The 21732-nt window shown below is 44.0% G+C and carries 22 protein-coding genes and 2 tRNA genes; 11 read left to right on the plus strand and 13 right to left on the minus strand.

The window, feature by feature from the left end:
- Positions 1 to 10: 10 nt before the first annotated feature.
- Positions 11 to 86, minus strand: a tRNA-Val gene (locus BM099_RS19160).
- Positions 87 to 143: 57 nt separating this feature from the next.
- A tRNA-Asp gene (locus BM099_RS19165) sits at positions 144 to 220 on the minus strand.
- Between the two features lie 287 nt (positions 221 to 507).
- On the opposite strand from BM099_RS19165, the gene BM099_RS19170 reads away from it, so the two are divergent.
- A complete protein-coding gene (locus BM099_RS19170) occupies positions 508 to 1047 on the plus strand; it encodes a SecY-interacting protein Syd (RefSeq protein WP_090730707.1) in 540 nt (179 codons plus the stop codon).
- A gap of 44 nt (positions 1048 to 1091) precedes the next feature.
- Here BM099_RS19170 and BM099_RS19175 read toward each other — a convergent pair whose 3' ends face one another.
- Positions 1092 to 1757 carry a DNA-3-methyladenine glycosylase I gene (locus tag BM099_RS19175; protein WP_090730709.1) on the minus strand — a complete coding sequence of 222 codons (666 nt, stop codon included), beginning with the start codon at positions 1755 to 1757 and terminating at the stop codon, positions 1092 to 1094.
- Entirely contained in the window at positions 1754 to 2185 is a 432-nt protein-coding gene (msrB, locus tag BM099_RS19180) for a peptide-methionine (R)-S-oxide reductase MsrB (protein WP_232348832.1), read from the minus strand. Before msrB ends, BM099_RS19175 begins: the two co-directional genes overlap by 4 nt.
- Positions 2186 to 2416: 231 nt before the next feature.
- Here msrB and BM099_RS19185 point away from each other — a divergent pair, with 231 nt between their 5' ends.
- The 3 genes from BM099_RS19185 to BM099_RS19195 all read left to right on the plus strand — a co-directional run bounded on the left by BM099_RS19185 (position 2417) and on the right by BM099_RS19195 (position 5151).
- Entirely contained in the window at positions 2417 to 3631 is a 1215-nt protein-coding gene (locus BM099_RS19185) for a pyridoxal phosphate-dependent aminotransferase (protein ID WP_090730711.1), read from the plus strand.
- 201 nt (positions 3632 to 3832) lie between these two features.
- On the plus strand, positions 3833 to 4201 hold the full coding sequence (locus BM099_RS19190) for a hypothetical protein (RefSeq protein WP_090730713.1): 369 nt from the start codon (positions 3833 to 3835) through the stop codon (positions 4199 to 4201).
- Between the two features lie 122 nt (positions 4202 to 4323).
- Complete coding sequence (locus BM099_RS19195; protein ID WP_090730715.1) at positions 4324 to 5151, plus strand: HDOD domain-containing protein; 828 nt, start codon at positions 4324 to 4326, stop codon at positions 5149 to 5151.
- 37 nt (positions 5152 to 5188) lie between these two features.
- On the opposite strand, the gene BM099_RS19200 is transcribed toward BM099_RS19195, so the two are convergent.
- On the minus strand, positions 5189 to 5674 hold the full coding sequence (locus BM099_RS19200; protein ID WP_232348831.1) for a 3'-5' exonuclease family protein: 486 nt from the start codon (positions 5672 to 5674) through the stop codon (positions 5189 to 5191).
- On the minus strand, positions 5667 to 6572 hold the full coding sequence (locus BM099_RS19205; RefSeq protein WP_090730717.1) for a class I SAM-dependent methyltransferase: 906 nt from the start codon (positions 6570 to 6572) through the stop codon (positions 5667 to 5669). The genes BM099_RS19200 and BM099_RS19205 overlap by 8 nt, the downstream gene beginning before the upstream one ends.
- Before the next feature lie 144 nt (positions 6573 to 6716).
- Here BM099_RS19205 and htpX point away from each other — a divergent pair, with 144 nt between their 5' ends.
- Entirely contained in the window at positions 6717 to 7601 is an 885-nt protein-coding gene (gene htpX, locus BM099_RS19210; protein WP_090730718.1) for a protease HtpX, read from the plus strand.
- A gap of 144 nt (positions 7602 to 7745) precedes the next feature.
- On the opposite strand, the gene BM099_RS19215 is transcribed toward htpX, so the two are convergent.
- Together BM099_RS19215 and gorA are read right to left on the minus strand one after the other, a co-directional pair.
- Positions 7746 to 7991: a hypothetical protein gene (locus BM099_RS19215; protein WP_090730720.1), complete on the minus strand. Its 246-nt coding sequence runs from the start codon at positions 7989 to 7991 to the stop codon at positions 7746 to 7748.
- 91 nt (positions 7992 to 8082) lie between these two features.
- On the minus strand, positions 8083 to 9441 hold the full coding sequence (gene gorA / locus BM099_RS19220; RefSeq protein WP_090730722.1) for a glutathione-disulfide reductase: 1359 nt from the start codon (positions 9439 to 9441) through the stop codon (positions 8083 to 8085).
- 163 nt (positions 9442 to 9604) lie between these two features.
- Between gorA and xthA the strand changes: the two genes are divergently transcribed.
- Positions 9605 to 10420 carry an exodeoxyribonuclease III gene (xthA, locus tag BM099_RS19225; protein WP_090730724.1) on the plus strand — a complete coding sequence of 272 codons (816 nt, stop codon included), beginning with the start codon at positions 9605 to 9607 and terminating at the stop codon, positions 10418 to 10420.
- Positions 10421 to 10449: 29 nt separating this feature from the next.
- Here the strand turns inward: xthA and BM099_RS19230 are convergent, their stop codons facing one another.
- A complete protein-coding gene (locus BM099_RS19230; RefSeq protein ID WP_090730726.1) occupies positions 10450 to 11397 on the minus strand; it encodes a universal stress protein in 948 nt (315 codons plus the stop codon).
- A 159-nt stretch (positions 11398 to 11556) separates the two neighbouring features.
- Here BM099_RS19230 and BM099_RS19235 point away from each other — a divergent pair, with 159 nt between their 5' ends.
- Positions 11557 to 11964 (plus strand): YgaP family membrane protein, encoded by a 408-nt coding sequence (locus BM099_RS19235; protein WP_090730728.1) that lies wholly within the window; start codon positions 11557 to 11559, stop codon positions 11962 to 11964.
- Between the two features lie 237 nt (positions 11965 to 12201).
- The gene (locus BM099_RS19240) at positions 12202 to 12486 is read left to right on the plus strand and encodes an ArsR/SmtB family transcription factor (RefSeq protein ID WP_090730784.1); all 285 of its coding nucleotides are present in this window, start codon (positions 12202 to 12204) and stop codon (positions 12484 to 12486) included.
- A 152-nt stretch (positions 12487 to 12638) separates the two neighbouring features.
- On the opposite strand, the gene BM099_RS19245 is transcribed toward BM099_RS19240, so the two are convergent.
- Positions 12639 to 15371, minus strand: coding sequence for a bifunctional acetate--CoA ligase family protein/GNAT family N-acetyltransferase (locus BM099_RS19245; RefSeq protein WP_090730730.1), 2733 nt, complete (start codon positions 15369 to 15371; stop codon positions 12639 to 12641).
- A 451-nt stretch (positions 15372 to 15822) separates the two neighbouring features.
- Here BM099_RS19245 and BM099_RS19250 point away from each other — a divergent pair, with 451 nt between their 5' ends.
- Together BM099_RS19250 and BM099_RS19255 are read left to right on the plus strand one after the other, a co-directional pair.
- On the plus strand, positions 15823 to 16023 hold the full coding sequence (locus tag BM099_RS19250; protein WP_090730732.1) for a PA3496 family putative envelope integrity protein: 201 nt from the start codon (positions 15823 to 15825) through the stop codon (positions 16021 to 16023).
- Between the two features lie 266 nt (positions 16024 to 16289).
- Positions 16290 to 16496 (plus strand): PA3496 family putative envelope integrity protein, encoded by a 207-nt coding sequence (locus tag BM099_RS19255; RefSeq protein WP_090730735.1) that lies wholly within the window; start codon positions 16290 to 16292, stop codon positions 16494 to 16496.
- Between the two features lie 162 nt (positions 16497 to 16658).
- Here BM099_RS19255 and BM099_RS19260 read toward each other — a convergent pair whose 3' ends face one another.
- Positions 16659 to 17291, minus strand: coding sequence for a LysE family translocator (locus tag BM099_RS19260; RefSeq protein WP_090730737.1), 633 nt, complete (start codon positions 17289 to 17291; stop codon positions 16659 to 16661).
- A gap of 126 nt (positions 17292 to 17417) precedes the next feature.
- On the opposite strand from BM099_RS19260, the gene BM099_RS19265 reads away from it, so the two are divergent.
- Positions 17418 to 17948, plus strand: a complete 531-nt coding sequence (locus BM099_RS19265) for a DUF2058 domain-containing protein (protein ID WP_090730739.1) — start codon at positions 17418 to 17420, stop codon at positions 17946 to 17948.
- An 80-nt stretch (positions 17949 to 18028) separates the two neighbouring features.
- Here BM099_RS19265 and BM099_RS19270 read toward each other — a convergent pair whose 3' ends face one another.
- Together BM099_RS19270 and BM099_RS19275 are read right to left on the minus strand one after the other, a co-directional pair.
- Positions 18029 to 20650, minus strand: a complete 2622-nt coding sequence (locus BM099_RS19270; RefSeq protein WP_090730741.1) for a bifunctional diguanylate cyclase/phosphodiesterase — start codon at positions 20648 to 20650, stop codon at positions 18029 to 18031.
- Between the two features lie 280 nt (positions 20651 to 20930).
- Complete coding sequence (locus tag BM099_RS19275) at positions 20931 to 21545, minus strand: SH3 domain-containing protein (protein WP_177201239.1); 615 nt, start codon at positions 21543 to 21545, stop codon at positions 20931 to 20933.
- Between the last annotated feature and the right edge of the window lie 187 nt (positions 21546 to 21732).

Consider the following 21732-nt stretch of genomic DNA (forward strand, 5'->3'; position numbering starts at 1 on the left):
AGCTACATTATGGTGGGCGTGGAGAGGTTCGAACTCCCGACATTCGCCTTGTAAGGGCGACGCTCTCCCAACTGAGCTACACGCCCACAATGCATCGGCTTAAATTTTTTATACTAATAAAATCAGCACCTTGACTTTACTAGTGGCGGAATGGACGGGACTCGAACCCGCGACCCCCTGCGTGACAGGCAGGTATTCTAACCAGCTGAACTACCACTCCGTTTTCATTCTGAGGCGTTGACACGTCCCTGAACGAGGTGCGCATTTTAAATACTTTCCCTGCATTGTCAAACATTTGCAGCAAAAAAACAGATATATTTTTTTCCTCGATATAAACACAGCTTAACATTTTACGTCTAACGACTGCCGACATGAATAGCATGTGTTCACTTAATAACCAGAACCGCTTTCATTTTTCCCACACACACCTCAAATATTTCCACCCGCGAGCAAAAAGCACTAAAGTAACGCTTCTTACTTGTTAGCTATTTATAATCGCAGGACACAATGCAGATATCAGATACGTTGGAAAATTTTGTCACAAAGTGGCGTGCATACCACAATGACCCATTACCCAGCATGCCTTTTGATCCACAATGGCCTTCACTGTGCTTTGACGCCAATGACCCACAAGCGGGTGAGATTCTCAATTGGCAGCCGACAAAACAGACGCCCGTCTCTGATATGTTCATTCGCTTAGGTGAGGCACTGGATACCAAAATTCATCCTGATATTGCAGAATACTTTAGCTGCTACTGGTCCGATCACTTAAACGCACGAGCACCCGCCGGTGATTTAGTTTTATTGCAGGTTTGGAATGAAGAGGATTTAGAACGACTTCGAGCCAATTTTATTGGCCACGCTATGGTAAAAGCCAAGCAAAAACAGCCTTTAAGCTTATTTTTTGCATGCACTGAGCCGGATGATGGAATGCTAACGGTACGTAACGATGACGGCAGCATATGGCTGGAATATCCTGGCAAAAAGCCGGTTAAACAGATCGCCGACAACCTCTGCGACTTTATCAATCAATTGTCACCCCGCTAAATTACCAACCCTTAGCCTGCTTAATTGAAACCCTCAAACAGCCCTCACCAACCCACCGTAAAAGACAGCAACCGGCTAATATGGCACAAAGGCCGGTCTGATTCTGCACGCCATTGATTGAAGGCATCCTGAACTTTTTGCAAATCCCTCTTTCCTGTTGGCTTCTTATCGACCACCCCCTGTGCTTTCAACGCCGCCACCACATCATCAGTCAACACAAAAGTATCTTTTCCCAACATCCGCAAAAAATACGCCCCGGAGTTACCCCCCAGATGCGATCCCTGCTGCTTAAGAGCGCTCCACAGGCCAATAATATTCTCTTCTGGCCAATCCGCTATCCAACGAGCACAGCTACCCTGCTTTTCTGCTATCTCAGTCAGCATCACCGCGTTCAGGCGAGTGGCTTTGATCTTTCCCCAGTGCCTTATAATCTGATCATTCTGCATTAAACGCTCTAACTGCTCATCACTCATTAAAGCGACTTTGTGAGGATTAAAGTCGAAAAACGCTTTTTCAAAGGCGGGCCATTTACTGTCCACCAGCGAATGTTTCAGGCCTGCCCTGAAAACGCGCCGTGTTAACGTTGAAAAAATATAGTTTTCACTTAATTGCGCAATCGAGGCATCAGACAAGACCTCTGGCAACATAGACTCCAGCGCTGCCCCTTTATGCTGCAAGGCATGCTCATACAACCATTGGAAATTTTTCATCTGCTCTGTTCTTCAAAATCAAGAGAAGCGGAATTTACACAATAGCGCAGCCCTGTTGGTTCTGGCCCATCGGGAAATACATGGCCTAAATGCGCATCGCAACGCGCACAGCTGATTTCGTCACGTATCACGCCATGCTGACTGTCCCGATACTCAAGAATGACGTCATCACTTACGGGCTCCCAGAAGCTGGGCCAACCACTAGCCGAATCATATTTTGCAGAGGAGTTAAACAAAGCAATACCACAACACACACAGGTATAAACACCCTCCTTCTCATTATGATAATAAGCCCCCGCAAAAGCCCTTTCAGTTTCTCTGTTACGGCAAATACGGTATTGCTCGGCTGTTAAAGTGGCTTTCCACTCATCTTCCGACTTAATAACTTTTCCATTATTACTCATGGAGCTTTTCATAAAGCCTTTCATAACATTATCCTCACTGCCCTGTTCACGCTCAGCCTGGCAAAGCGCTCATCAAGACTAACCGCCAACATCCTCTTTAAAATCAGGAATATCTGGTTTCTCTTAACATAAACCTTAACTCAGCAGCTGTTCTTTTCACATATAAAAAAGCGTATGATTATCAACCTTTTTTATTATTTGTGACTCGCTCGTCAGTACATTCAACAGAGACTGACGACCTACGGGATTGTTAACATGCCAGTTATCAGAAAATCGAACAAGCTGATCAACGTTTGCTACGACATCAGGGGACCCGTTCTTCAGGAAGCCAAACGTTTAGAGGAGGAAGGCAACCGCATCCTCAAACTCAATATCGGCAACCCTGCTCCGTGGGGATTTGAGGCACCTGAAGAGATTGTTCAGGACGTTATCCGCAACTTACCCGCCTCTCAGGGATATTGCGATTCAAAAGGCTTGTTCGCGGCCCGTAAAGCCATTATGCAAGAGTGTCAGAGAAAAGAGATTGCGAACGTTAGCGTTGAAGATATCTATATAGGTAACGGCGTCTCAGAACTGATTGTCATGTCTATGCAGGGCTTACTGAATGATACGGACGAGATGCTCATTCCTGCTCCCGACTATCCGCTCTGGACAGCGGCGGTTAGTCTGGCCGGTGGAAATCCGGTGCACTACCTGTGTGATGAGCAGTCTGGCTGGGTACCGGATATTGACGACATCCGCAGCAAGATTACTGAAAACACCCGTGGCATTGTGGTTATCAACCCTAATAACCCGACAGGTGCTGTGTATCCAAAAGAAATACTGATGCAAATTATGGATCTGGCCAGAGAACATAGCCTGATCGTTTTTGCTGACGAAATATACGACAAGATCATCTATGATCAAGCCCGGCATATTTCTATGGCTTCATTAGCAGACGATGTGATCTGCTTAACGTTCAACGGTCTGTCTAAAACATATCGCGCGGCAGGGTTTCGTTCTGGCTGGCTTATCGTCAGCGGACCCAAGCACCGTGCGCGCGATTATATTGAAGGGCTGGATATGCTCAGCAATATGCGTTTATGTGCTAACGTCCCTGCCCAACACGCAATACAAACAGCGTTAGGAGGATATCAAAGCATTAATGAGCTTATCGTTCCCGAAGGGCGACTATTTGAGCAGCGCAATCTGGCCTGGAAGATGCTTAATGATATCCCCGGCGTCTCCTGCGTAAAACCTGAAGGAGCCTTGTACTTATTCCCTAGGCTGGATCCCGATGTTTATCCAATTAAAAATGACGAAAAGCTGGCACTTGATCTGCTGCTGCAACAAAAAGTACTTGTGGTACAAGGCAGCGGATTTAACATGCCAGATACACAACATTTCAGAATTGTCTTCCTTCCGCGTATTGATGATTTAGAGGAAGCAATATCACGTATTGCCACCTTCTTAAAATCTTACGAGCAGTAACGATTAAGTGAACTAATTACCTATTTATATAGCCTCATATATAGCAACAACATTATGAGCGGTATGCGTACCGCTCTTTTTAAATCTTTAGTTGTGAAGTACATAAAGTCGCGTTACTGTTTGTCATAACCTTTTGTAATAACTTTGTCATTAAACTGACATAGTATTCTTTTCTGTTAATAACATGTCCTGGGTGTCACGATGTTTATCAAGATTAAGAAAAATAGCGGTATCTTCATGGAACACAACGGTTTGGAAAAACAGCACCTGGTGCCTGTTACATCCAACTTTCTCATCAATCTTAATCATGTCGCTGAAGTATCTTTCTACACGATTAAAGAAAAGAAAGTGCGCTACGACCTTGAAAACCATGAGTTTCAACTTCAACCGCACACCCGTGTTTTGCACCTTCACATGGCTTACCCCTATGCCATGATGAAAGAAAATATCAAAGGAATTAAAGGCAACCTGGTCGAGCGCAGCTACTACAAGCTCTACTTCCTGCCTGAAGAGATGGGACAATATGATGAGTTGCGCAGCAAAATTGAAGAACATGTTTTAAATCTCTGATCATCTGAATCTACACGTGTAAGGCTGCATTGATGCGGCCTTTTTATTTGCGAAATTTTTATCCTCCTCTACGCTGATGCATAGGAATAATAATAACTAATGCGCAAACAGCAGGAGACACTATGGAAATTAAAGACCTGTTGGGCCAGACCAGCAAGCTACCAAACGTACCTGAAGTAGTCCGTTACTTAATTCAGGCATTAAACAATCCTGATGCTGATTATTCAGATATCGCTAAAAAAGTCAGCGAAGATCAAACACTCTCTTTAAAAACACTTCGGTTGGTCAATTCAGCCTATTTCGGGCTGTCACGAAAAATCTCATCTATTGATGAAGCAACGATCATGCTAGGCATGAGCCGCTTAAAAATACTGGTGATTGCTTCCGGCTTCTCTAACTCTGCAGTCAACGTTGAGGGACTGGATATAAAAAAATTCTGGTCAGAATCCTTTAGAGTAGCGACTCTCGCCCGCTGGTTTGCATCTAAGTCGGATGATGTAGATCCTGATGTCGCGTTTACAGCAGGTCTTATTCATAACATCGGGCGCTTGTTACTCCATTTAGCGGTGCCTAAACGCGCAAAAGCCATTCAAACACTCATTGAAGACTCTTATCTAAGCCGCAGCGAAGCAGAGATTGATCGGGTGGGATTCACCTCTCAGGAAGCGGGCAAGGCGCTCCTGGATATGTGGAGCTTCCCAGCAGAACTTGGTGAAGCAGTAAAACAGCATAAAAAACCATTGAGCCATGACGACCTTCTTCCTCTGAGCGCCATTTTACACTTGGCATGTTATATCAATGCTTGTATTCGAGAGGCAAGGAATGAAGAAAGCGTCAAAGAATCCTATCCAACCGCCGTCGCTACGCTAGCCGGCGTGGCACCCGGGACCATCGACCAGCTAGGTGAGGCACTGACGCTAAGATCAGGCTTAGATGGTTTAACTGAATAACATAGTGGGAGACTTACTAAGCAAAAAGGATGAAGTGTTAACTAATATCGCAAGCAGCCAGGCAGGTCAGAAGGTCATTGACATCATCCATGGCGCGATGGTTTCGTACCTGAGCATTAGCAACCAACCGATACTGAATCAACTGCCCACCTTCCAGCACTTTATCAATACCTCGGACTTCAAATGAAGGATTCATCCTAGCGGATTCATAAAGACGTCGAATCCAAAAATAATCAAAATCAACGGCGTCACTGATGAGCGTCTTACCTTGAAGCCGCGTGTTGAGTCGCTTACAAGCCTCCTTGACAGACACGCCTTCGGCCAGCAACTCCTGAATAGCAATATGGTGAAGATCCTCTGCTTCTAAATCCCAATCCGTCCAGTTATAACCTGTTTCCGGATTAATCAAGAAGCTATCGCTATCGCCCGTCAAACCACACTTCCATGCAATTTCTATCGGATAAGAGCCCGGCCCTAAGCCACTGGCTTCAATATCAATGCAGATCACGGGAATCTTAATCATTGTGTTTAAATACCATTGCTTTAACACCACCTTCAGAGTCAAGATCAGGGAAGTCTTCTTGTGTTGGCAGTAACTCAACAAATGAAAACTGCGGGCACTCCTGCGCCATTAAGTCCCTGACGAAAGTTTGATTGTGAGCCGGATCATTATGACAAGCTAACACCTGCGCACCTGGCAAAGCCAACTCAGGCAAGCGTCTTAACACTTTACGATAATCATTTTCTGCCACAAAACTTCCCGGCTGAAAACTGGGAGGATCAATGATAATTATATCATAAGGCCCTGGCCGCCTGATCCGCCCCCAGGACTTCAGCATATCGTAGGGCATAAAACTAACCTTAGAAAGATCATGTCCATTCAACTGATGATTAGCGCGCCCAATACTCAAACCCCGTTTGCTCATATCAACATTCACCACCTGCTGCGCTCCGCCAGCTATTGCGGCAACCGAAAATGCACAGGTGAAAGAAAACAGGTTGAGAACTTTCTTATCTTGAGAGTGTAAGCGCACCCAATCCCGCCCATGTCGCATATCTAAAAACAGACCACTGTTTTGAAACTGTATTGGCCGGATTTCGTATTTCAATGACGACTCATCAGCAATGAGTAATTCAGGCACTTCACCAAAAACCACTTCATGCCGGGTCTCTCGTCCACGCCCGCGGTGTTGAATTAAAAGACCAGATACCCTCGGGTCATTCGCAAAAAAGGTTTTGAGTTCGGTCAATGTCGTTTCACCAACATCTGCGTACAGCCGGATAATCACCACGGGCGAAAACCAATCGATAACAACTGACTCATAACCTGGAAAGAAACCACCCCGCCCATGCAATAAACGGCGGCATTGATTGTCTGCAGTCTTTAATTGATCCTGTACCCAACGATAAATATCAGTCACTTAACCTCCTGAGTTGATACTCTGGATTATAAAGAGATGCCCCAGGCCCGACCAGTAAATATATCCCAGGTTAATCACGCAGGGGTTGAAACTTTTAACAAAAGCCTATATCTAAGCGTTATCTAAAATTTTGGGAAATACACTATGCGCATCATTCTCTTCCTTCTGACCAACATGGCCGTTCTTCTGATCGCCAGTGTCACCCTCAATCTGCTGGGAGTTGAGCATTACCTATCAGGCACAGGGCTGAACCTTACGTCTTTACTTATTTTTTGTGCTGTCTTTGGTTTTGTCGGGTCTTTCGTTTCACTGTTTATTTCAAAGTGGATGGCTAAAAGATCAACTGGCACTCAGATTATTGAGCAACCCAGAACCAGGGAAGAAAAATGGCTGGTTGATACCGTTGCTGAGTTAGCTGAAAAAGCTGGTATCGGCATGCCTGAAGTCGGCATATTCCACTCCGATCAAGCCAACGCTTTTGCAACGGGCTGGAATAAAAACAATGCGCTTGTTGCGGTTAGCAGCGGTTTATTGCAACGCTTTCGCCCTGAAGAAGCCAGAGCTGTCATGGCACATGAAATAGGCCATGTAGCCAATGGAGACATGGTCACTCTCACCCTGATTCAAGGCGTGGTAAACACCTTTGTCATGTTCTTTGCGCGCATTGTCGGTTACTTTGTTGACTCACTACTGCGCAAAAACAGTGAATCCAGTGGCGTAGGCATTGGCTTTTACATTGCCACCTTCGTTGCTGAAATCGTTTTTGGTATTGCTGCATCCATGATTGTTGCCTGGTTCTCGCGTCGGCGTGAATTCCGCGCAGATGTAGCCGGGGCTCAATTTGGTAGCACAGCAGGAATGATTGGAGCACTGCAGCGACTCAAAGCTGAATCAGCAATGCCGGATCAGCTACCTAGTCAAATGACTGCGTTTGGTATCAGCAGTCATACAAAAATGGGATTTATGGCATTAATGGCCAGCCATCCTCCACTGGATGATCGAATCGCTGCGTTACAAAACCAGCGTTAATCTCCAAAAGCCGCTCTACAGTGCAAACATAAAAAAGGGCAGCTAACCTCGGTTAGCTGCCCTTTTTATATACAGCATTTTATATAAAACATTGTTATACCAAGCTTTTTAATTCAAACAAGCTTGAGCATAGTTATTCCACCATTAGGTTTCATCCAGCAGGCAAAATGATAAGAATGTACTTAAGAGTGAGATGGCTGCGGCAAAAGGTATCGTAGGAAAAAGCAGAATCAATAGCCCGCTGCATACCCACAATCTGCGCACGATTGTACACTTACGCTGATATTTTTTGGTGAACTGACGACGATAAAAATGCTGGCTATCCGGTTGCTGATCACGCATCCAATCCGGTATACAGGCTAGCCATAACATCTGTAGAAGAAATCTCATCGCAGCACTCCCTTTGCTTATAGTCTAGCAGACTGTCGAACTTAATACAGATCTACAGCCTGCTGGCAATGCTGCGCGGATTTTCAATACCTTATTTTTTTAGCGGCTCCCGCATAGTAACAAACTCTTCTGCGGCCGTTGGGTGGATACCGATGGTGGCATCAAACACAGCTTTAGTTGCTCCCGCTTTAAGCGCAACGGCTAACCCTTGAATGACTTCACCCGCATCCGGACCCACCATATGAACCCCCAACACTTTATCACTGCTCTTCTCTACGATCATTTTCATTAATGTGCGTTCATCGCTACCCGACATCGTATGCTTCATCGCACGGAATTCACTACGATACACATCAATATCTTTACCTTGCTCACGCGCCTGCTCTTCAGACAAGCCCACCGTGCCGATATTTGGCTGACAAAATACAGCCGTAGGGATCAGATCATAATCAACCGCAGGATTACCTTCCTGATAAAGGTGTCTCACCAGGGCCATGCCTTCTGCCAACGCGACAGGCGTCAACTGCACACGATCAATCACATCACCAATGGCGTAAACTGACGGCACGTTTGTCTGGAAGCTATCATTAACGATAATAGCGCCATTTTTTTGCTGCTCGACGCCCAATGCCTCAAGCCCCAGATCATTGACGTTAGGCACACGCCCCGTCGCATACAGCACGCAATCTGTTTCGTGAGTAGAACCGTCCGTCAGCATCAGTAACAAACTGCCATCTGCCTGCTTTTCAATCGACTCAATATTGTTATTAAACTTAAGATCCACATGCTTCTTAGCGACTTCCTGAGCCACAAACTCACGCAAATCCCGATCAAACCCGCGAAGGAACAGGTCACCTCGATAAATCAGGCTGGTTTCAGCGCCTAAACCGGCAAAGATGCCCGCAAACTCAACCGCAATATATCCGCCACCCACAACGACGGCGCGCTTAGGGAATGTCTCCAGAAAAAACACTTCGTTTGAACTAATGATGTGCTCTTTACCGGGAATCTCCGGAACAAATGGCCACCCGCCCGTCGCTAGCAAAATACGTTCAGCGGTGTAGTTTTTCCCATTAACCGCGACCGTATGCTCGTCCACCAGAGTACCTCGTCCTTCCAGCAGCTCGCAGCCGGAGTTAACCAGCAGGTTACGATAGATACCGTTAAGCCGGCTGATTTCGTCATTTTTTCTATCACGTAACGTGGGCCAGTCAAAACTACTCTCCCCAACCGTCCAGCCAAAACCAACTGCATCGTTAAACTCTTCTTTGTAGTGCGATGCATAGACAAACAGCTTCTTGGGAACACAGCCTACGTTGACGCAAGTACCACCCAGATAACGGTCTTCAGTGACCGCAACTTTTACACCCATTGCTGCCGCCATGCGTGCCGCCCGAACACCACCAGAACCAGCCCCGATAACAAACAGATCAAAATCATATGCAGACACAGCTTAACTCCCAATATAAATTTCATTAACTGTAACGATTCAGCCTATAAAGTACCAATCAAAGATAACTAATATAACGATAGGAAAATCAAATCAACCAGCCTCCATACGCGTTTGCAAACATGTTAGAATAGCCGTTAATTTAACCTATGATGACGCCTCAATGAAAATTATCTCTTTTAATATTAATGGATTACGCGCACGTCCTCATCAAATTGCCGCTCTTATTGAGAAATACTCTCCCGATGTCATAGGGCTTCAGGAGATCAAAGTTGATGATCCTCAGTTTCCTATAGAGATGATTGAAGCGCATGGTTACCATGTTGAATTCTTCGGACAAAAAAGCCATTACGGTGTATGCCTGATATCAAAAAATCCACCTCTGAGTATTCAAAAAGGCTTCCTGACTGATGAGCCGGATGCCCAACGCCGCATGATCATTGGCAAGTACGCCACGCCTAAAGGGAATACTGTGACTATTCTCAACGGTTACTTCCCTCAAGGTGAAAATATTGAGCATCCCGTTAAGTTTCCAGCGAAAGCTCGTTTTTATGAAGATCTGCAAAACTACTTAACAACGCATCACACACCAGATGAAAACCTAATCGTCATGGGGGATATCAATATCTCGCCAACTGACTTAGATATTGGTATTGGTGAAGTCAACCGTAAGCGTTGGCTGAAAACGGGTAAATCCAGTTTTCAGCCCATCGAAAGAGAGTGGCTCGCTCGTTTACAAAGCTGGGGGCTGATTGACACTTTCCGACAGCTTCACCCGGATGTGGATGACCGTTTCAGCTGGTTTGACTATCGCAGCAGAGGCTTTGAGCCGGAACCCAAACGCGGTTTAAGAATTGACGTTATTTTGGCTACCCCCTCTCTAAGCCAAACATGCCAAAACTCAGATATCGATTACGAAATCAGAGGAATGGAGAAACCCTCTGATCACGCACCAATCTGGGCTTGTTTTGACCTCTAGTTTTTGACCTCTGATCCCTGAACTTCGATCTAGGGACTATTTTCTGTCACCGGGCTGATAAAGCCCGGCTGCTTCACCAGTAATATATCGCAATCCACATGATCCGCTATTCGTTCAACCGAACTTCCGATCAAAAATCGATCCAGAAAGCCTCTTGCTATTGACCCCATGACAAGCAGATCAATATGTTCGCGCTGAACCATCTCGGGTATTACTTTATGCACTTCACCATCTTCAAGATGAAGTATTCCTGACGCCAAGGCCTTATCTTCCATCAAAGACTTAAGTACCGTGCTGTGCTTTGTTTTAACTTTTTTATGTAGCGCCGCGTAATCCAGTGTCAAGTGCTCATCAAAAATTGCCGATTGCGGAATACTGGTAAAACTATGAGCAACATGCAGCTCGCCCACTAATAGATCTACCAATAAGCAGGCGCTTTCCAATATTTCATGATCCAGAGCCTTAGGCTTATCACTTTCATGAAATGGATCAACCAAAGCAGCAACCCGAGGATGAGCCGACCAGTCCTGACCTCTCATTAGCAATAAAGGCACAGGACATTGAGCAATTAATTGCCAATCACCCTGCCGGAATAGATAGTGTCCCTGCGGATGCTTACCGATAGCAGATATCACCATATCCGCTTGATACCTGATCGCCTTTCTAACAATCCCTTCTGCTGTATTGCGATGCCAGGCTACATCGTAGCTGACCTCCCCTGCAACGACTCCTTCGCTGGCTTCAAGCTGTTCTGCCAATTTAATAAGCTTTTTCTCTTTCTCGTGTAGAAAGCCCGCAATGGCATGCTTTTCAGCTTTTTCATCAAACAGATAACTACGATGCAAAGACGAGTTATAACAACATGCAAACAACTCAACTTTTACATTTTTCTGTTGAATTAATTGCTTTAGTTTTTTCATTAGCACATCACTCATCTGGGATAAATCCAGATGCACTAAAATTTTAGTTTTCTTCATAGCTCTCTCCTGCACTTTCGTACTTATTATTTAGAGTAACAAAAAAGTAAACTTTAGCTTTGATCTCGCTCACTCTTCAGCCAAAACATGCAATGCTTTCTTTTAAATTAGATAATTCTAATGTACACTTGAACCTATATTAAATATCGGAGGTTTATCATGACCGTCAATGCAGCGCTTCGCTTAATGGCTGGAACAGTCGTACTAATTAGTCTCGTGCTAGGTACTTATCTCAGCCACAACTGGTTTTATTTAACCGGTTTTGTAGGCTTAAACTTACTTCAGTCTGCTTTTACAGGCTGGTGTCCTGCTATCACTATATTTAAGAAGCTTGGGCTAAAGCAAGACTCCTGTAACATCACAGGAATGAGTGTAAACCAGGCGGTACATATTTTAGCTGGCTCCATTATTCTGGGGACAGTGATAGCCGTCATGATTTTCAATGTAAACATTATGCTGTTTATTATCACTGGCATAGTAGGCGCAAGTTTAATTCAATCGGCGTTTACTGGTTGGTGTCCGGGTATGACTATTGCCCGTTTATTAGGATGTAAAGAAGCGGTTTGAAACAAAGTATCGACGCCATGATTTTGCAAATAACGGCTTAATAGCGCCTTAATAGGCGCTTTTTTATGGTAAAAACCTATATTTCATCCTATTATCTGTATATTAGAAGAGTGACATTACAAAACAACTTTGTGACAGGCTCAAAAATTTGTTTTATCTCAACTTATACCCTGTGGAGAGTAAAATTTGGCCAATACAGATAGTGAATCCAGTCTCAGCACCGATACGCTGGAAATGATGAAAACCAATGCATCACGTGCCGCTAAATTGATGAAAGCGCTCGGAAATGAAAGTCGCCTGCTGATCCTTTGTTATTTAGATGGCAAAGAGCTCTCTGTTACGCAACTCAACAATTGTCTTGATTTAAGCCAGTCAGCTTTGTCTCAACACCTTGCTGTTTTAAGAAAAGACGGTTTGGTCAATACTCGCCGCGAATCTCAGACTATTTATTACTCACTGTCTGGCGATACCGCTAAACGCATAATCCATACACTTCATGAAATGTACTGCCCAACTATTTAATACAAGCTATTTGATCCCATCCTTTCGAGGAAAGCCCCACGCGTCAAACTCTTGTTTATAGTGCATGATCATAACTCTTATTAATAATTAAGGCGCCAACAGGCGCCTTAATTTATTCCATCAACTTACCACTAAGCTTAATGCAAATAAGTCTAGGACTGTAGTCTTGTAAACTGCCAATCTTCAACGGGCTCATTCAGCATCATCTTCATATCGACAACCTCTTCTTCCATATTAAAGGTGTTAGTAAATCCAAGCTTCATCGCGAGCCCTTGCATTCCTTTATTCGTTGGCAAAGTCGATCCTTCAATCATGAGTGTATGTTGGCTGCGGCAGTAATCAATCGCTTTGCGCATCAAAATAACACCCAGCCCCTCGCCTTGAAGATCATCGCGGATGACAATAGAGAATTCGCTTTTTATGTTATCAGGATCGGTTACCACACGAACAACCCCTAGGGTTTCAGGTCCTTTTCCATCCAGACTTGGCGCAGACACAATAAAAGCCATTTCACGGTCATAATCTATCTGTGTCCAACTGGCCAGTTCCTGATGCGACGGCACACCACGGCTGTAAAAATACCGCATCCTAATCGACTCAGGACTAAGCTTATTATAAAACTCCAGATGACGAGGTTCATCCTCACCACGAATCGGTCTGACAACAGCAGGCCGACCTGAACGCTTCAGCGCGATACGCTCTTCCAGATCACCAGGATAAGGAGAGATTGCTAATTCGGATTTCTCGCCAATTGACACGGCTACATCGACAGCCAGGATACCTAGCTTATTTAACAGCAGAGGATTTATTTCCAGCCCCTTCAGGTGAGGAAGGTCGACCACCATTTCTGACAGCTTAAGAATCATGTCAGTCAATTGTCCCATATCCCTTTCAGGCTGCAAACTATGCTCTTTGATAATTTTATAAATACGTGAGTTTTTAACCAGCTCTTTTGCCAAGGCTTTATTCATCGGAGGTAACATTGCATGCCTGTCTGCCAGCACATCGACCGTAAAACCACCCATTCCAAAAACGATCACGGGACCGAAGGTAGGATCTCTGGTAATACCCACATTGATTTGCAACGATTGAAATCCACGTTTCATTTGTTGAACGCAAAACCCCATGCTTGCCTCTTCACCCATACGCTCACTTACACCGTAAGCAAGTTTATTGGTCGCATAACGCACATCACCAGGCGAATTCAAATCCTGAACCAAGTCGCGACGCTGAAATAACTGATCATCATAACTGAAAGGATAAATATTCTTCTGGTGCAAAGCCTTAACAGCAACAGGCCCTCCTAACTCTTTTGCCAGTTCTACCACTCCATCTATATCATCAGCATAGTAACTATTCTGCACCGGTATATCATATAGATCTAACAGACTGCAGGCTTCACTATGCTTGAGATAGTCTCGGCGCTCTGCCATCGCGTCTGCAATTATTTTTTTAGCTTTTTGATGGTTTTGCGTATTCTGTTCAATATATGAAGCCGGTGTTTGACGCATAACCTCCTGATTACGCCGGTAATCAACCATGTACATAAATGCATCTACGGCCTCTTCCGGTGTAATAAAGGTTGCTACATTAGCTGAATTACAGTGATTTCTTGCTGCTATCGCTGTCGCTCGCCCCATCCAGCATGTCAAAATATTGCGTGGCGACTTACGTACAACTTTTATAAGCTCATCAGCCGTTTCAAAACTCGGTGCTGAATGCGTGGGAGCATGAATAGTTAATATGACATCAACTTCTTTATCTTTAGATAAAATCTCAGTCACTTGCGCAAAGCGCTCAGGCGTCGCATCGGCACACAGATCAACAGGATTCTTTTCATTCCAGCCAGCGGGCAGAACGGGAATTAATGCAGCAATGGTCTCCTCACTCAGGCGCGCCAACTGACCGCCTGTTTTCAGCAAACGGTCAGTTGCTAAAGCGTTTGGCCCCATGCCATTACAAACAATAGCAAGACGCTCACCCCGCAACGGTTTCATTCGTGACAGCGTTTCAAGAGCATTGAATAGCTGATCGGATGTCTCTACACGCACAACACCTGCGCGCCTGAGTGCGGCATCATAGACAATATCTTCATCAGGAATACCGGGGGTCCGACTCTTTTGCACCACGCCGTCAGAAAAAACACCGGATTTAAGCACGAGCACCAGCTTATTTCTTGAGGCAGCGCGCAATGCGGATATAAAATTTCTGGCTGAGCCTGAAACGCTAACTAATTGCAGCAAGATAGAATGGGTATACTGATCCTTAGAAACATAATCAATGACTGAAGACAGATCGACATCAACACCCCCACCCAATGTCAGGAAATGCGAAAAACCGATCTCTTGCCCGCTAGCCCAGTCAATCATCGCCGTGCCCAGCATACCGGACTGACCTATATAGGCGACTTTGCCTTTTTGGATATTCATATGGGAGTAGCTGGCATTCATACTCGAACCAGGCACTAACATCCCCATACAGTCAGGACCCAGTATACGGATACCATAAGGCTTGGCGGCTTCCCTAACTGACTCGCTTAAGGTGTTTGCTTCCATATTAGTCGTAATCGAAAGCCCACCCGTCAAAATCATAGCGGCCTTTACACTATTTGCCCCTAATTTTCGTATAATATCTGAGACTGTACCAGGCGGAGAGCAAATAATAGCCAGATCAGGCATCTCAGGCAGATCCGGGATATCTTTAAAGCAAGGAACACCGAAAACGTTATCGTAACCTTCCGGATTAATACACATCAACACACCCGGAAACTTACCGTCCAATAAGTTATGAACGACAATGCCCCCCATGCTGCCCGGTTTTTCAGACGCACCAAAGACAACAATCGACTTAGGTTTAAAAAAACGCTTTAAGTATTTAGTGCCCAAAACCGTAACTCCCCATGCTGATACGAGCAAACTAATAGATAGTTTAAGTATACATCAATATCAAAATTACGCAGTCGCAACAAACAATAAATCCATATTTTACTGGAACAAATCAATAAAATTATGATTTATTGCTGCAGTCGCACAATACAAAATCCACATTTTCAGACAGAAACCCGATGAACTAAAAGCCACCCAGAAAGACATCAACGCCTTAAGCTATCACCTTTTTTTATAAAAACCTGCTAAGCATCTGAAGCCACTTACCCGCATATTGAGTTTTATTCAAACAACATAATAAAACATCAAATTTTTTTCAATTTACAGTAGCGGTTTCCGCTGTTAAATATCACTTTATAAGCGTGCTTTACGAAATTTAACCGTTCGTAGAACCATAATTAGTACAATTTCACATATTTACAACCACTTAATAGTAGGAGGTATCACTCTGATGAGGGATAAAATGATTATTAGTGATGACTCACTAGATGATTCAGATAATTACGACGCTGAAGTTGAAGACGAAACAGATTTAGGTTTCATCAGCACACAGAAAAATACTCGCCGTAATATCCGACACAATATAGAAGAGATGCTCGAGGCGAGACGTCTGCAAAAAAGCATGAAAGAAGTTTTTGATGACGACTACTGAGTTTTTTATAAAAACCGACTAAGGCTTGCATGTAAACACAAGCCTTTTTATGTTGGAAAATACACTAAAAACTTAGCCATTGAGAACTTCTCACTTTTAGCCACTATCGATTTAAAAAAACAATTTCTCGTATTCGAATCTTCCGATATATATTGCAAAAACAGGCGGGGTTGATATTTATCAAACCAGTTAAATAATCTGCACCGCTTATATTTCAGAACAGCTTCCCTGTTCTTCAACCTAGAAATAACGTAGAGAACACGTTTATGAGTACCAAGATTCGCGTTGCGAGCATCTCATCACAAATTGATGAATGGGATGAGCCTTTATTTGATGACGATGATTCCAATAAAATCAAAAAGCGCGGTAGTTTTAACGGGGAAAAACGCAAAAAAATGGACTCTTTTCTTGAAGAGCGTCGTCTTAAACAACATAGTGTTCATGACTATAGCTATGACAGCATGAGCAGATAGTACACCACCACTCTACACACCTTGAACATCTATCTTCAGGGTGTGAGTTGAGATGCATTTGTACCTAGGCCTGGTTAGATTCGACTTCTTCAGTGATGTTCTTCTTTGACGCAGGCCTTTATTATGTTTTCTACTTTTAACTAATTATCTCTTGATCTTTTTTCACTCATTTTTAGTTAGTGCCATGCTCACCCCTAATATCACCATCACAGCACCTGTAATTCCTTGCAACACTTTTTCGACACGCTCTCCCGCGCCCCATTCTTTGATTCGATAGAGCAGCAAAGTCAAAGCAGATAACCACAGCATACCTATCATAAAATGTATGCCGGCCAAACTTAAAGATTGTAGTAACAGGTTACCGTCAGGGCTGACAAACTGTGGTAAAAAAGCCATATAAAAAACAATCGGCTTAGGATTTAAGACATTTGACAACAAGCCTTCTCTGATGGACCTTAACCCATTGAAACCAATAGATTTAACGGGGACTACCCCCTCCAATGGAGAAGTCCCTAATGAGCGCAGACTTTGAATACCCAGCCACACCAAATACAACGCCCCGGCTAACTTAAGCAAGCCAAACGCCCATGCGGATTGGAGTAATATCACTGAAATCCCAACAGCTGAAACGGTAGCATGGACAAACAGACCGCTACAGATCCCCAGACTACTCACCACCCCATCTTTCCACCCCCCTCTGCTGGTATTGCGTAAAACCAATAAGGTATCTACTCCGGGGGAAATCGTGAGTAATGTTATCGCCACAATAAAGGCTACAAACTGGGTATCTGTCATTCTGCTTCTCACTTTATTTGCAGCCTGAAATATACGTCAGATATTTAAATGAAGGAAGCTCGCAACTCATTTTAAAAGGGGGCTTGTGTTATCATATGGCGAAAAATATCTAGTGAGTGTTTACTGATGGCCATTTCTCTTCAGGATCAGTTATTAAAAGCCGGGCTGGCTAATAAGCAACAAGCAAAAAAAGCCAAAGCGCAAAAGAAAAAAGCAACCAAACAAGAGATCGTTGCTTCTTCTGCAGAGACACAACTCAGCTTGGAAAAAGCACGCCAGGAGAAAACTCAACGAGATAAAGCGCTCAACAAACAGCGCGAAGAAGAGAAAGCTAAAAAAGCATTAGAAGCCGAAGCCAGACAGCTTATAGAGCATCATAAAATACATATCAGCGACAAAGCAGAAATTGCTTACCGCTTTGTTGATGGAACATTAATTAAGAATTTATATGTTACTCAGGAGCTATATAATCAACTGGTGCGTTCACAGTGCGTCATTAGTAAGTTAGACGAAAAATATTACCTGATTCCCCTTGCCGTTGCCGACCGCGTTGAAACTCGTCAACCCAGTTGGATTATCCGCATAAAACCTAGTGAACAAGTAGAAGAAGATGACCCTTATGCCGCCTATGTCATTCCTGATGACTTAATGTGGTAAGCAGCACAGGGGCAGCACAATCGCTTGGTGTATTTTAAAAGAATACACCAAGCTCAGGCGAGAAGTAAAAATGCATAACATCAAATAGCCCAGTCAGGCTTTTCCTGCTGACTTTTCAGATGTCCCGTCATCTGCACATAATTAAGTGGTTTAGTGAAGAGATAACCTTGTCCCAGATCACAGCCATAGACTCTGAGAAGCGCCAGTTGGTCTTCATCTTCAATCCCTTCAGCCACCACTTTAAGCCCTAGCTTATGCGCCATTGTGATCACCGTATGGGTTAACGTTGCATCACTGCGATTGTCTACCATATCAGTAATGAAACAACGGTCTATTTTCAAAGCAGAGACAGGAAAACGGGTTAAATAACTCAGCGAACTATAACCGGTACCGAAATCATCAATGCTTAAGGAAACTCCCAGCCCAAGCAGACTATTCAACACCGGCTGAACCTCTTCCAAACGTTGTGCCAGCATGGATTCAGTAATTTCTAACTCTAATACGCTGGGATTTATCCCGGTATCGTTTATGACTTTCTGAACCGTCCCGACGATATCCGAATTCGTTAACTGATACATTGACACGTTGACAGCCATAGCCAATGGCTGGCTGACTAAATTCTGAAATTTCTGCAAGTCCCGGCATGCTTCATAAAGGGCAAACTCACCTAGCTTATCAATAACGCCGATCTCTTCTGCCGCAGAGATAAACTCCTCAGGGCTAACAAATCCTAAGCGCGGGCTTTCCCAACGCATTAATGCTTCAAAGCCGTATACTTCTCCTGAGCTAATCTTATTTTTAGTTTGATAGACCATAAATAGCTCATTGTTGGCTAACGCATTACGAACCTCAGATTCGAGTTCAATTTTACGTTTATTCTTATCATCCAGTTCGCTACTAAAGAAACTATAACAACGTCGTCCCCTATTTTTGGATTCATAAAGCGCGATATCCGCATGTTTCAACAGGCTGGAGACATCCGCACTATCCTCAGGATAACAAGCGATTCCAATACTCACCGATATAAAAAGTTTCTTTCCTTCCAGCAAGACAGGCTCTCGCATAACCGTCATGATATTGTCAGCCAACGCCGTTATATCGTCCTTACCATCAAATAGCATAGAGACAAGAAATTCATCACCACTCATATGACAAGCGACGCCTTGATCCGAAACGGCTTTCTGCAACCTGACTGCGACCAACTGCAGCATTTGATCACCTAAAATATGACCAAAGGTATCATTCACTTGCTTGAAGTTATCAACATCCATATAGAGAACAGCGACACGCTGGTTTTCCTGCCAGGCGCTCTTTAAATTTTCGTTGAGCAACTCACTTGTCCGGCGACGATTAGGCAAGCCCGTTAATGCATCAAAGTTTGCTTGCTTATATAGCCGTACCTCAACCTGTTTCCGCTCAGTAATATCCTGCGTAACGATGACATAATTACTGATCTTTCCGTCATCATCAGTCATAGCGCTGATGGAATAGGAAAACCACTGTTTCTGCTCCCTGGCACGACGCTCCCCGTACCAGTTATTACCATGCAACAGGTTTTCAGAAACAGCTGCCACATCATCTTTCAACAAGGTATGCGGAAAATGTTCGAGTAACATCTGGCCCGGAATCAGTTTAATGGAAGCCTCTGTGCCATCACTCAGACGATCATTCGCATATTCAATCAACCAATTCTCGTCAGTAACGATAACACTGCTGGGACTTTGCTCAATCGCTCGTGATAGCTTAAATACATTATGCTCAGCAACATTCCTCGCGGATTCAAAACGTGATGCGCGTGTGATGATGATTCTAAAAACAAAAAGACCGGCAACCAGGAATATAAAAACAGCGAGTGCGACAAACTTCATGCGCTCAAACCAGCGAGTAAACAGATCCGCACTCTGGATCCCACTGACTATATAAAAATGATACGACTCTATCAGACTGGCTGTAATTAACAGCTTTTCATCTTGGTACTGCACATCACGTGTTTGCCACTGGCCCGCTTTCTGAGTTAATTCAGCCAATGTTTGCAAAAAGCCTTCCTCGACTTTCATTGAAACAAAACTTTGCCAAAAAGTATCTGATTCAGGATATGAGATATAAACGCGCCCATCCTCCCCTATAATCATCGAACGACGCTTGCTTTCTGCCTCCTCCGCTTCTTGCCAAATAGCATTATTACCCAACAGACGATAAGCAGCGACGACGTAACCTGTCGTTACACCGCTACTATTTTTAATCGGCTTACGCATTGGAAGAATATTCTCGCCGACAAAAGTAGGCCGAAAAGGACGACCAATCGTCACCTGATCATTATCAAACAGGTCTAACCATTCCAGCGTATGAATATTTCCGGTAGTGGCAACAATTGCGCCTTTACTATTAACGACGGCCAACACACGCATTTGCGGTGTGGCCCTAAGGACATCATTTAAGCGTATCTGAATAATATTATCGGGATTATCGGTGACAACGATAGATTGGGCTAACTCACCCAGCAGCGCTTCCTGATGCACAAAAAAACGCTTAACAATGCTCGTCAGGCTCTGATTGTGGGGGGTCAAAGAGAGGTTCGCCTGTTGCTTAACATTACTCCAGGTAGCGTAACTAAAGGCTAACAGTGCCAGCAACATTAATAATGATAGCAAGCCGTATATTAATTTAAACCAACGTGCTGTCTTGGTGTTTACATCTGTCATTTACGCCTCATTATCCATGGCAACGCAGCATACATACTATCATTAGGTTACTTAATGTTTACCGACTACATTAGACGCACACATAACTAAACAATCCCACTGTAAAACAGGTACACCCTACTAACGAATAACTAACCACCCATTGCAGAAGGTCATTTGAGGTGCTCATTTGAGAAGCCCAATACATTCAAAGAGTCAGTCAATATTTACACTTCTGCATAGCTATATAGTGTAGCTATTATTTGATAATTTACACTCGTTACCTGAAGGGATACCGGAGTTAACTTTTTTGAGCGATACAACGATAATCAACTACTGTTACTTTTTCAACAGACTCTTTTGAAAGAGGAAATACTATTAACTGCATTCGCGCAGCTCCGACTCCTTTTTTAAGGGGTGTACGGATACGTCCGGCTTCCTGTAACGGTTGAACATCTCCATTAGCCAAATGTAATAACACCTCAGACTCACATCTGACCTGTGCGGCATCTTCATTCAGCGGCCCTGTCACCGTAAAATCGATATCCAGCATACAGCTGCTCACACCTGTCTTTTCAGCATTAGGCAAACATTTTAAATGAGCACCAATCGATTCTGCTTTAACGACAGTGTCTACCTGCCTGTCAACACTCTCAGGTTGAATATAAATAGCATATATCCAACCTTCGACTTGTCTGCCATCCGGGTGTATAAAAAATATATTCGCCCAATCGCCTTCCTGTTTGATAAACAGGACCTGTTCGCCTTTCTTTGCCTGAGCCAAGGTGGGAAATTTTTTACCCGGCCCGGAGCGAACATTAATAGGCTCATCGTTGACCCGATAAAAATCCAAAGCAGACACAAAGGAACTACTCATCAATAAACCGAGAAACATAACAATAAAGAACTGCCGCATAAAAACCCCAAATAACTGCCCAATAGCCGATAATTTTGTAACTTTTTTGGGCAAAAACCGCGATGATACTGTCAATGTTAAAACCATAACTTTCGTCACTGTTAAGTGCAAGCATAAAGAGCATTGCACAGAACTCATGGCACCTTTATGGTGCGACAATGCGTCGCATGGCCGAGATCGTTCGCAA

The organism is Neptunomonas qingdaonensis (assembly GCF_900113275.1).
In the GTDB taxonomy this organism is placed as follows: domain Bacteria; phylum Pseudomonadota; class Gammaproteobacteria; order Pseudomonadales; family Balneatricaceae; genus Neptunomonas; species Neptunomonas qingdaonensis.